This is a genomic window from Variovorax robiniae, assembly GCF_037889955.1.
In the GTDB taxonomy this organism is placed as follows: Bacteria; Pseudomonadota; Gammaproteobacteria; order Burkholderiales; family Burkholderiaceae_C; genus Variovorax; species Variovorax robiniae.
Map to the genome: position 1 here is coordinate 220867 of NZ_JBBKZS010000004.1, position 10504 is coordinate 231370.

At 67.1% G+C, this 10504-nt stretch carries 13 protein-coding genes; all 13 read left to right on the forward strand.

Going from position 1 to position 10504, the window contains the following annotated elements; genetic code table 11:
• Positions 1 to 99: 99 nt before the first annotated feature.
• The 13 genes from WKW79_RS12070 (at position 100) to ccmB (ending at position 10503) form a co-directional block, all read left to right on the forward strand.
• Positions 100 to 1251 (forward strand): porin, encoded by a 1152-nt coding sequence (locus WKW79_RS12070; protein ID WP_340335392.1) that lies wholly within the window; start codon positions 100 to 102, stop codon positions 1249 to 1251.
• The gene (locus WKW79_RS12075; protein WP_340335393.1) at positions 1251 to 1871 is read left to right on the forward strand and encodes an ATP-binding protein; all 621 of its coding nucleotides are present in this window, start codon (positions 1251 to 1253) and stop codon (positions 1869 to 1871) included. Before WKW79_RS12070 ends, WKW79_RS12075 begins: the two co-directional genes overlap by 1 nt.
• Positions 1862 to 2167 carry a hypothetical protein gene (locus WKW79_RS12080; protein WP_340335394.1) on the forward strand — a complete coding sequence of 102 codons (306 nt, stop codon included), beginning with the start codon at positions 1862 to 1864 and terminating at the stop codon, positions 2165 to 2167. Before WKW79_RS12075 ends, WKW79_RS12080 begins: the two co-directional genes overlap by 10 nt.
• 22 nt (positions 2168 to 2189) lie before the next feature.
• Positions 2190 to 3755: an ATP-binding protein gene (locus WKW79_RS12085; protein ID WP_340335395.1), complete on the forward strand. Its 1566-nt coding sequence runs from the start codon at positions 2190 to 2192 to the stop codon at positions 3753 to 3755.
• Positions 3752 to 4456, forward strand: a complete 705-nt coding sequence (locus WKW79_RS12090) for a response regulator (protein ID WP_340335396.1) — start codon at positions 3752 to 3754, stop codon at positions 4454 to 4456. Before WKW79_RS12085 ends, WKW79_RS12090 begins: the two co-directional genes overlap by 4 nt.
• Before the next feature lie 144 nt (positions 4457 to 4600).
• A complete protein-coding gene (locus tag WKW79_RS12095; RefSeq protein WP_340335397.1) occupies positions 4601 to 4861 on the forward strand; it encodes a hypothetical protein in 261 nt (86 codons plus the stop codon).
• A 134-nt stretch (positions 4862 to 4995) separates the two neighbouring features.
• Complete coding sequence (locus WKW79_RS12100; RefSeq protein ID WP_340335398.1) at positions 4996 to 5160, forward strand: periplasmic nitrate reductase, NapE protein; 165 nt, start codon at positions 4996 to 4998, stop codon at positions 5158 to 5160.
• Positions 5161 to 5215: 55 nt separating this feature from the next.
• On the forward strand, positions 5216 to 5494 hold the full coding sequence (locus WKW79_RS12105) for a chaperone NapD (RefSeq protein WP_340335399.1): 279 nt from the start codon (positions 5216 to 5218) through the stop codon (positions 5492 to 5494).
• Positions 5484 to 7988 (forward strand): periplasmic nitrate reductase subunit alpha, encoded by a 2505-nt coding sequence (napA, locus tag WKW79_RS12110; protein ID WP_340335400.1) that lies wholly within the window; start codon positions 5484 to 5486, stop codon positions 7986 to 7988. Before WKW79_RS12105 ends, napA begins: the two co-directional genes overlap by 11 nt.
• A gap of 14 nt (positions 7989 to 8002) precedes the next feature.
• Complete coding sequence (locus WKW79_RS12115) at positions 8003 to 8494, forward strand: nitrate reductase cytochrome c-type subunit (protein WP_340335401.1); 492 nt, start codon at positions 8003 to 8005, stop codon at positions 8492 to 8494.
• A gap of 18 nt (positions 8495 to 8512) precedes the next feature.
• Positions 8513 to 9208, forward strand: a complete 696-nt coding sequence (locus WKW79_RS12120; protein WP_422823881.1) for a cytochrome c3 family protein — start codon at positions 8513 to 8515, stop codon at positions 9206 to 9208.
• Positions 9201 to 9872, forward strand: coding sequence for a cytochrome c biogenesis heme-transporting ATPase CcmA (ccmA, locus tag WKW79_RS12125; RefSeq protein WP_340335402.1), 672 nt, complete (start codon positions 9201 to 9203; stop codon positions 9870 to 9872). The genes WKW79_RS12120 and ccmA overlap by 8 nt, the downstream gene beginning before the upstream one ends.
• Positions 9873 to 9879: 7 nt before the next feature.
• Positions 9880 to 10503 carry a heme exporter protein CcmB gene (gene ccmB, locus WKW79_RS12130; protein ID WP_422823886.1) on the forward strand — a complete coding sequence of 208 codons (624 nt, stop codon included), beginning with the start codon at positions 9880 to 9882 and terminating at the stop codon, positions 10501 to 10503.
• Position 10504 lies beyond the last annotated feature (1 nt).

Genomic DNA, 10504 nt, shown 5'->3' on the forward strand with positions numbered 1-10504 from the left:
CCATTTGCCTCCGAATTCGCCGTTCAACATCGCCTTGTCGTCGCGCTGAAGCAGTTCATCGCAACGACTCGATGCAATCCCTTGAACGGAGAAAACTGAATGAAACGAATCCTCTCGGCAACGATGGCGTCCCTGGGCATGGGCCTGGCCTCTGCGCAGTCGTCCGTGACGGTGTTTGGCGTGATCGACACCGCCGCGAGCTACCAGTCGGCCACCTCGCGCGACCCGGTTACGGGGCAGGGCTACAAGCAAAGTCAATGGAGCTTGACCAACTCGGGCTACGACGCCAGCCGCATCGGCTTCAAGGGCACCGAAGACCTGGGCGGCGGCCTGGCGGCGAGCTTCTGGCTGGAGGCGCCGCTGAGCACCGACGATGGTGGCAGCGGCCTCAACTTCACCCGCCGCTCGACGGTGAGCCTGTCGGGCCGCTTCGGCGAATTCCGGCTTGGCCGCGACTACAACGCCAACTACTGGAACGACACCGTGTTCGACCCGTTTGGCGCCTACGGCTCGGGTGCCAACGTGATCTCGTCCGTGAACGGCAGCAGCACGCTGGCCAACCCGAATTACATGCGCTCCAGCAACGTGGTCGGCTACTTCCTGCCGGGCAACCTCGGCGGCTTCTACGGGCAGGTGCAATACGGCCTGCACGAGAACGTCGACAGCACCACGGTGTCGCCGCTGATCCCTTCGACCAACAGCAATGCGGGCCGCTACATCGGCGCACGCTTCGGCTATGCCAACGGCCCGCTCGACATCGCGGCCTCGTATGGCGAAAACACCATCATCGACACCAGCGCGCTCGGGCGCACCGTGCAATCGGCCAACCTCGGCGCGTCCTGGGACTTCGGGCCGGTCAAGCTGTTCAGCGAACTCTCGAGCGTGCGCAACAAGTTCTCGGGAACGACGGTGGCATCGACGCACGACAGCTACAACGGCTACCTGCTGGGCGCGACGGTGCCGGTGGGCGCCGGGTTGATTCGCGCGGCTTATTCGGCCGTGCGCTACAACGACGGTGCGGCAGGTGTGTACGGCGACAACCCGCGCGTCGACAAATATGCGCTCGGTTATGTCTACAACCTGTCGAAGCGCACCGCGCTGTACACCACGGTGGCTCGCGTCAACAACAGCAACGACGCGTTCTACACGGGCGGCCTGAGTTCGGCCATCACCACCGGCGGCGCGGTGAGCTACACCGGCATCCCGCGCTCGTCGACCGGCTACGACTTCGGCATCCGCCACGCGTTCTGATGACCGGCCCGCTCATCATGACCATCGTGTCCGCGACCACGCTCACCGCGTTCTGGCACACGCTCGAGCGCAGGACGCGCAGGCCCGTGGCGCCCCCGATGCCAGCGCTGACGATGCCGGCGGAGCCACGCACCGACACCGACCTGCTGCAATTGCTGCGCGCCATGCCCTTCGATTGCGCGGCACTGCTCGAGCAGCGCGGCATCGTGTTGAACCAGCAACTGCTGTGCAGCGAGTTGCCGGTGTTCGTCCGGCAGTCCGCCATCCGCCAGTTGCTGTCGCACGTGGTCAAGATCGCCGCACATGCGATGCAGGCCGGCGGTACGTTGAAAGTGCTGGCACGCGTCGAAGGGCAGCATGCGGTGGTGCACTTTCTGGACGCCGCTCCCCCCGGGCAGGGTACCGCGCTGGCCCGGCTGTTCGAGCGCGCGGCGAAGGGGCTTGCGCCGCGCGATTCGGCGGAGGGCGGCATCGACGCCTGCGCGGCAAGCTGCCAGCGTCTCGCGACCGAGCACGGCGGGCGCGTGTACACGGCGCCCGCGCCCACCGGCGAACTCGGCATCACCTTGCGGGTGCCCCTGTGCGCGCAAATTACGAGCGGGGTGGCGGCATGCATGTAGCAGCTGCATGTCGGCCGGTGGCGATCGCGCTCTGCACGCTGACCTTGTGCGCGATGGTCGGCTGCGGCGAACGCAGCGACGATCGGCCGGTCGAAGATACGGGCACAGGCAATTTCCGCCAATTCACGCTGGCGCCGATCATGGCCACCGGGCCGGTACAGGTCGCCAGCGCCGACGGTCCCCGGCAACGCAGGACGCCGGGCTCGGCGCGCCTCACGGCAGGCGCGCCGAGCCAAGCACCCGACCGTGCGCCCGATCGATCCCCCGGCCCATCGATGATTGCCGCCGCAGAATAAAGGTCTTGCGCCGTATGAACCGATGCCCCGACTGACGCTCTCCAGGAAGATCTTCCTGGCGCTCGCCACGCTGTTGCTCGGCGTGCTGCTGATCTTCGCGGGCTTCTCGATCTTCGGCCTGCAGCGCGGCCTCGGGCCCTACGTGGCCGAGATCGAGATCCGGCGCATGGACTGGCTCGTGCAGTTGCTGCAGAAGCACTACGCGGCCAATGGCAGTTGGGGCAAGTTGCGCGACGACGAGGATGCCTGGCGCAGGCTGCAGATGGGCGACTTCGGGCTGGCCAACACCGACGCGCGGGGCAATGAGGACAACCGCTTGCCGCCCTGGTACCAGCGGCCGCCTTCCAGGGAGCAGGAAGGCCAGCGGCCGGACGGCCCGCCACCCTGGCCGCGCATCGACGCCGGCGCGTCGCGTTATGCGCCGCCACCCTGGCTCTTCTTCGGCGGTCGCCCGTCCGGCGATTCGCCCTTCCAGCGGCTGAGCCTGGTCGACGCCACGGGCGCCACCGTGGTGGGTCTGGTGGCCGATCCGCACGAGGCTGCAAGGCTGCCGATCCGGCAGGGCAAGGGCATCGTCGGCTACCTCGTGCTGGCGCCGCTCGAGGGCCTCAAGAGCGAGGCCGACCGTGCCTTCGTCGCGCGCCAGTCGGGCATCGTCATGCTGACCGGCCTGGCTGGCCTGGTGCTGGCGCTGGCCCTGTCGTGGCTGCTCGCGCGGCGCTGGTTCAGCCCGATCGACGCATTGACCCAGGCTGCCAGCGACGTGGCCAGCGGTCGCGCGGTCACGCGCGTGCCCGTGCATGGCACCGACGAACTCGCGCTGCTCGGCCGCACCTTCAACGACATGGCGGCACGCCTGGACACCATCGAGGCATCGCGCCGCGCCTGGCTGGCCGACGTGGCCCATGAACTGCGCACGCCGCTGGCCGCGATGCGGGCCGAGATCGAGGCGCTGCAGGACGGCGTGCGCAGCTTCGACGACAGGACGGCGCTGCGCCTGCACCGGCAGGTGATGCGCCTGGGCCAGCTGGTCGACGACCTGCGCAGCAGCATGCGTGAACCACAGGACCTCGCGCCACCGACGCGCGCGGCGGCGTATCCGCTGGTGCTGCTGATGGAGGCGGTGGGCATGACGCGCGAGCGCTTCGCCCAATGCGGTATCGCGCTGGACGCCAGCGGCGTGCAGGCGGTCGGCGCACGCGCGCAACCACTGGTCGACGGCGATGCGCGACGCCTGCACCAGGTCTTCATGAACCTGCTCGAGAACACGCTGGCCTACACCGAGTCCGGTGGACAGCTGCATCTCGATGCGCGCGTCGACGACACACCGGATGGGCCGCGGCTGGTCCTGCGCTTCGACGACAGCGCGCCGGGCGTGGCGCCCGATGAGCTGCCGCGCCTGTTCGAGCGCCTGTTCCGCGGCGACACCTCGCGCAACCGTGCGACCGGCGGCTCCGGCCTGGGCCTGTCGATCTGCCGTGCGACCGTCGAGGCGCACGGCGGCACCATCGATGCGTTCGCGTCGCCGCTCGGTGGCGTTCGCATCGTGCTGGCGCTGCCGCTCGTGGCCGCCGGAGGATCATCGTGACACGCATCCTTGTCGTCGAGGACGAGCAGGACATCGCCTCGGTGCTGCTCGACTACCTGCGCCACGCGGGCTACGAAGCCGAGCATGCGGCGGACGGTCGCAGCGCGCTCAAGCTCATGTTGGAGAACCCGCCCGACCTCACGTTGCTCGACGTGATGCTGCCGCACCTCGACGGCATGAGCGTGCTGCGGCAGGCGAGGGCGCACACCCATCATCCGGTCATCATGCTCACGGCGCGCATCGAGGAGGTCGACCGCCTGCTCGGCCTGGAACTGGGCGCCGACGACTATGTCTGCAAGCCCTTCTCGCCGCGCGAGGTGGTGGCGCGCGTGAAGGCGGTGCTGCGGCGCAGCGCTGGCCAGGCGGCGGCTGCGTCCGGGGGCGGCGACGCCATACCGCTGCTGCTCGACGATGCGCACTGGCGCGCCACGCTGAACGGCGTGCCGCTCAACCTCACGCGGCGCGAGTTCGGGCTGCTGCAGGCGCTGTCGCGGCATCCGGGCCGCATCTTCTCGCGCGCGCGCCTGCTCGAACTGGCTTACGACGACACCGCCGACGTGACCGAGCGCGCGGTCGACAGCCACGTCAAGAACCTGCGCCGCAAGCTGTCCGCGGCTGCGCCTTCGCACGACTGGATACGCTCGGTCTATGGCGTCGGGTTCGCGTTCGAGGCCCCGACGACTTCGGAATCAAACGCATGACCGCGTTGGATCGCCTTGCCGTGCTACAGCACTGTCTGCGGCGCTCCGCCTTGTCCTGCGCTTGATTGCGAAGTCGTAGGACTGAGCGTCGTCAGTCCGCGCGTTCTGCACGATTCCTCCCACATCGCCGCCCAGACTCGGCGCATGAAAACGACGGACTGGTTCGTGACCATCGTGATGCTCATCGGGCTCGCCGGATGTATCGCGATGTCGCCGCTCGTGCAGCCCGCGCGGCCGCTGGCCGCGCCGCCGCCCGGCATGCGCGAGGCCTGCGCCGGGCAGGCCGAAGGCGCACGCCTGCCCTTGCCCGGTCGCCACGACGGGCCGCTCACTGGCCTCTGCCTGCGCGGGCCTGATGGGCAACTGGTGCTGCGGGCCCGAAACCTGACCGCACCATTGACTTGAAGTATCCAGAAGCAATAGCCGTTGGACAGCGTCTTCAAATTGACTAACAATGAATTGACGATTTAAGCCAAGCTCGTCCAACCCGGATCCCCGTATCGGGTTTCAGCACCGCTCCCACGTTCAGGAGGGTTCCAATGAGACAAGTCGACGAGGAATACACCAAGGCCCAGGAACTGCGTACTTTCCTATTCCTTTCCGTGGTCCTGGCGCCCGTGCTCGCCGGCATCATCGTCGGTGGATGGGGCTTCATGGTCTGGATGTACCAGGTATTCGTGGGTGGACCGCCGGGAGTTCACTGAGCCACTGTGCGTTTTCCGCTGAGCCACGCAAGCCACCTGTCACAAGGAAGCCAAAGTGCCCGAGGAAGTCCATATCAGCAGTCTGGTCGTGCATGCGACGCCCAAGCGCCTGCAACGCGTCGAAGAAGCGATTGCGGCGATGCCCGGCGCGCAGGTGCACGGCAGTTCCCCCAACGGCAAGCTGGTCGTCACGCTGGATGCGGACAGCGCGGATGAAATGCTGTCGCGGGTGGGCGATATCCAGCGCACCGATGGTGTTCTTTCAGCGGCGCTGGTCTACCAGTACGCCGACACCGTCGAAGCCATGAACGAGGAGATTCCCGATGCCAGTTGATCGACGGGATTTCATTCGTCAGACCGCTGCCGCCACGGCGGGCGCGATCGCCGGCATACCGCTGCCGGGCAACGCGCAGGTGCCGCCCCTGGATGCGGGATTCGACACGGCCACCGGGCTCAAGTGGTCCAAGGCGCCATGCCGCTTCTGCGGCACCGGCTGCGGCGTGACGGTGGCGGTGAAGGACAACCGGGTGGTGGCCACGCATGGCGACCCGCAGGCCGAGGTCAACCGCGGCATCAACTGCGTCAAGGGCTATTACCTGTCGAAGATCATGTACGGCGACGACCGGCTGACCCGGCCGCTGCTGCGCATGAAGAACGGCAAGTACGCGAAGGACGGCGACTTCACGCCGGTCTCCTGGGACCAGGCCTTCGACGAGATGGCGAAGCAGTTCAAGCGCGTGCTCAAGGAGAAGGGGCCGACGGCGGTCGGCATGTTCGGCTCCGGCCAGTGGACGGTGTGGGAAGGCTATGCCGGCCTCAAGCTCATGAAGGCCGGCTTCCGCTCGAACAACCTCGACCCGAACGCGCGGCACTGCATGGCCTCCGCCGCGGTGGGCTTCATGCGCACCTTCGGCATGGACGAGCCGATGGGCTGCTACGACGACATCGAGGCGGCCGATGCCTTCGTGCTGTGGGGCTCGAACATGGCCGAGATGCATCCCATCCTGTGGACGCGCGTGACCGACCGGCGGCTCACCGGCAAGAACATCAAGGTGGCGGTGCTGTCGACCTTCGAACATCGCTCCTACGAGCTGGCCGACATCGAACTCACCTTCACGCCGCAGACCGACCTGGCGATCCTCAACTACATCGCCAACCACATCATCAAGACCAACCGCGTGAACCGTGAGTTCGTCGAAAAGCACACCAATTTCAAGCTCGGCAATCCGGACATCGGCTATGGCCTGCGGCCCGAGCATCCCTTGCAGAAGGCCGCGAAGAACGCGGGCGATGCGGGTGGGTCCAAGCCCATCACCTTCGACGACTTCGCCAAGTTCGTGTCGACCTACGACCTGGACTACACGGCCAAGCTGACCGGCGTGCCCGCGACCCGGCTGGAGGCGCTGGCCGAGTTGTATGCGGACCCGAAGGTCAAGGTGATGTCCTTCTGGACCATGGGTTTCAACCAGCACACGCGCGGTGTCTGGGCCAACAACATGGTCTACAACATCCACCTGCTGACCGGCAAGATCTCGACGCCGGGCAACAGCCCGTTCTCGCTCACGGGCCAGCCCTCGGCTTGCGGCACGGCGCGCGAGGTCGGCACCTTCGCCCACCGCCTGCCGGCCGACATGGTGGTCACCAATCCCAAGCACCGCGCCCATGCGGAAGAGATCTGGAAGTTGCCCGAAGGCACCATCCCCGACAAGGTCGGCTACCACGCCGTGCTGCAGAACCGCATGCTCAAGGATGGCAAGCTCAATGCCTATTGGGTCATGGTCAACAACAACATGCAGGCCGGCGCCAACCTCATGCAGGAAGGCTATCCGGGCTACCGCAATCCGGACAACTTCGTCGTGGTGTCCGACGTGTACCCGACGGTGACGGCACTCGCGGCCGACCTGGTCCTGCCGGCGGCCATGTGGGTCGAGAAGGAAGGCTGCTACGGCAATGCCGAGCGCCGCACGCACATGTGGCACCAGCTCGTGACGGCGCCAGGCGAGGCACGTTCAGACCTGTGGCAACTGATGGAGTTTTCCAAGCGCTTCACGGTCGAGGAGGTGTGGCCCGCGGAGCTGATTGCCAAGAAGCCCGAGCTGAAAGGCAAGACGCTCTACGAGGTGCTGTTCCGCAACGGCAACGTCGACAAGTTCCCGACCTCGCAGATCGAGGCTGGCTACGACAACGCCGAGGCGAAGGAGTGCGGCTTCTATGTGCAGAAGGGCCTGTTCGAAGAGTACGCGAGCTTTGGCCGCGGCCACGGCCATGACCTCGCGCCCTTCGACACGTACCACAAGGAACGCGGGCTGCGCTGGCCGGTGGTTAACGGCAAGGAAACGCTCTGGCGCTACAAGGAGGGCACCGACCCCTATGTGAAGGCCGGCACCGGCTGGCAGTTCTACGGCAACCCGGACGGCAAGGCCATCATCTACGCACTGCCCTACGAGCCGCCGCCGGAGGTGCCCGACAAGGACTTCCCGTTCTGGCTCTCCACCGGTCGCGTGCTGGAACACTGGCACTCGGGCTCGATGACACGGCGCGTACCCGAGTTGCACAAGGCCGTGCCCAATGCCGTCTGCTACATGCATCCCGACGATGCGATGGAACTCGGCGTGCGGCGCGGCATCGAGGTGGAGATCAGCTCGCGCCGCGGCGCCATGCGCACACGCGTGGAGACCCGCGGGCGCAACAAGCCGCCGCGTGGCCTGGTGTTCGTGCCCTGGTTCGATGCCAGCCAGTTGATCAACAAGGTCACGCTGGATGCCACCGACCCGATCTCCTTCCAGACGGACTTCAAGAAGTGCGCCGTGAAGATCACCAAGGTGTGAGCCGGAGCGCCGCCATGCACCTTCGCAAGCTCATCCCCTTCATCGGCCTCGTCGGCCTGTGCTGCGCCTGCGTCTTTGCGCAGCAACCCGCGGCCACGGGCCTGGTGGACGCCGCCCGCGGCCGTGTCGCGATTCCGGACCCGACCAAGCCGCCGCCACTGACCAACTCGGTCAACGACGACCAGCGCCGCCCGCGCAACTACGACATGCAACCGCCCACCATCCCGCACCGCGTGGATGGCTACCAGATCGACAAGAACTTCAACAAGTGCATGGACTGCCATGCGCGCGACAAGAGCGCGTTCACGCTGGCCGTCCCGGTCAGCCCGACGCACTACATCGACCGCGACGGCAAGGCGCTGCAACAGATATCCACGCGGCGCTATTTCTGCCTGCAGTGCCACTTCGCGCAGGAACCGGTGCAGCCGATCGTGGGCAACGGCTTCGAGAACGTCGATGCGCTGGCGAAGAAGGCCGCCGACGCATCGCAGGCCGGCAAGAAATAGAAGCGGGGACGCCACACCATGACGATCTTTCAGCGTCTTCGCAATTTCTGGGTCATCGTCCGCCGGCCGAGCGTGCACTACAGCCTGGGCTTCCTCACGCTGGGCGGCTTCATCGGCGGCATCATCTTCTGGGGCGCCTTCAACACGGCGCTCGAATTCACCAGCACCGAGAAGTTCTGCACCGGCTGCCACGAGATGCGCGACAACGTGTTCCAGGAACTCAAGACGACCATCCACTACACCAACCGGTCCGGCGTGCGCGCGATCTGCTCCGACTGCCACGTGCCGCACAACTGGACCGACAAGATGGCGCGCAAGATGCAGGCGTCCAAGGAGGTCTGGGCCAAGGTCTTCGGCACCGTCGATACGCAGGACAAGTTCCGCGCGCATCGGCTCGAACTGGCCCAGCACGAATGGGCGCGCTTCAAGGCCAACGACTCGCTCGAATGCCGCAACTGCCACAACTACGAGTACATGGACTTCACGCGGCAGAGCCAGCGCGCGCAGGCCATGCACTCGACCTACCTGGTCAACAAGGAGAAGACCTGCATCGACTGCCACAAAGGCATCGCCCACCGGCTGCCGCACATCCCGCCGGGACAGTCGCCCAGCGACACGCCGGGGCAGGTCGTGCCCAAGGAAGGCGACGAGGCGCTGGCGCCGGCAAGCCCCGCACCCGGCGTCGCACCGGGTGGCGCGAAGACGGGTGGCTGAGGTCTTGGGCAACGGCCTGTCGGTGCGCGAGCTCGAATGCACGCGGGCAGGGCGGCGCGTCTTCCGTGGCGTCAGCTTCGATGTGGCGCCGGGCGAGGTGGTGCAGGTGCGCGGGGCCAATGGCAGCGGAAAGAGCAGCCTGCTGCGGCTGTTGTGCGGCCTGCTGCAACCGAGCTGCGGGGCGGTGCACTGGTGCAGCAGGAACATCGCAGCGCGCGATGCCGGCCTGGCGGGCGACCTGGCCTACATGGGGCATGCGGATGGCCTCAGCGGTGAACTCACGGTGCTGGAGAACCTGCGCTTTTCCCTTCAGGTGGCGGGCCGTGCCGAGGCCGAGGCAGAGCGGACCGAGGTGTTGCACCACCTGCATCTCGCGCACCGCGTACATGAACAGGTGCGCCACCTCTCGCAGGGCCAGCGCCGGCGCCTGAACCTCGCGCGCGTGGTGCTCAGCCGGCGGCGGCTGTGGCTGCTCGACGAACCCTGCGCGGGACTGGACACGCAAGGCGAACAGCGCTTTGATGCGTACTTGGCCACGCACCTGCGCGAGGGCGGCCTGGCCGTCGTCACCACGCATCGCGACATCGGCCGCGACGGGCCTTGCGCGCGTGCGCTCGAGATGGACTGCTTCCATGACAGCTTCGATACCGATCATCGGCCGTGAACTGCGCATGGCCTCGCGCAGGCCGATGGATGCGCTCGGGGCGCTGATGTTCTTCATCGTGGTCGGCAGCGTGTTTCCGCTGGCCGTGGGGCCGGATGCGGCGCTGCTGGCGACGATCGGGCCGGGCGTGGTCTGGGTGGCGGCGCTGCTGGCGGTGATGATCTCGCTGCATCGGCTGTTCCTGCCGGACCTGGAGGATGGCTCGCTGGAGCAATTGATCCTCTCGCCACATCCGCTCATGGGCATCGTGCTGGCACGGCTGGCGGCGCACTGGCTCGTCACCTGCCTGCCGCTGCTGGCCGTCGCGCCCTTGCTGGGACTGCAATTCGGGCTGTCGGCGCCGGCCATCGGCATGCTGCTGCTGTCGCTGCTGCTGGGCACGCCGACGCTGGTGTGCCTGGGGGCCCTCGGCGCCGCACTCACGCTGGGCCTGCGTGGCAACGTGCTGCTGGCGCTGATCGTGCTGCCCTTGTGCGTGCCGGTGCTGATCTTCGGCAGCGGGGCGGTGACGGCCTCGCAGCAGGGGCTGCCGGCGAGCCCGCACCTGTCGCTGCTCGGGGCCTTGTTGCTCGGGGCGGCGTTCCTGTGCCCGTGGGCGGTGGCTGCGGCCTTGCGCCTGGCGGTTGAATGAG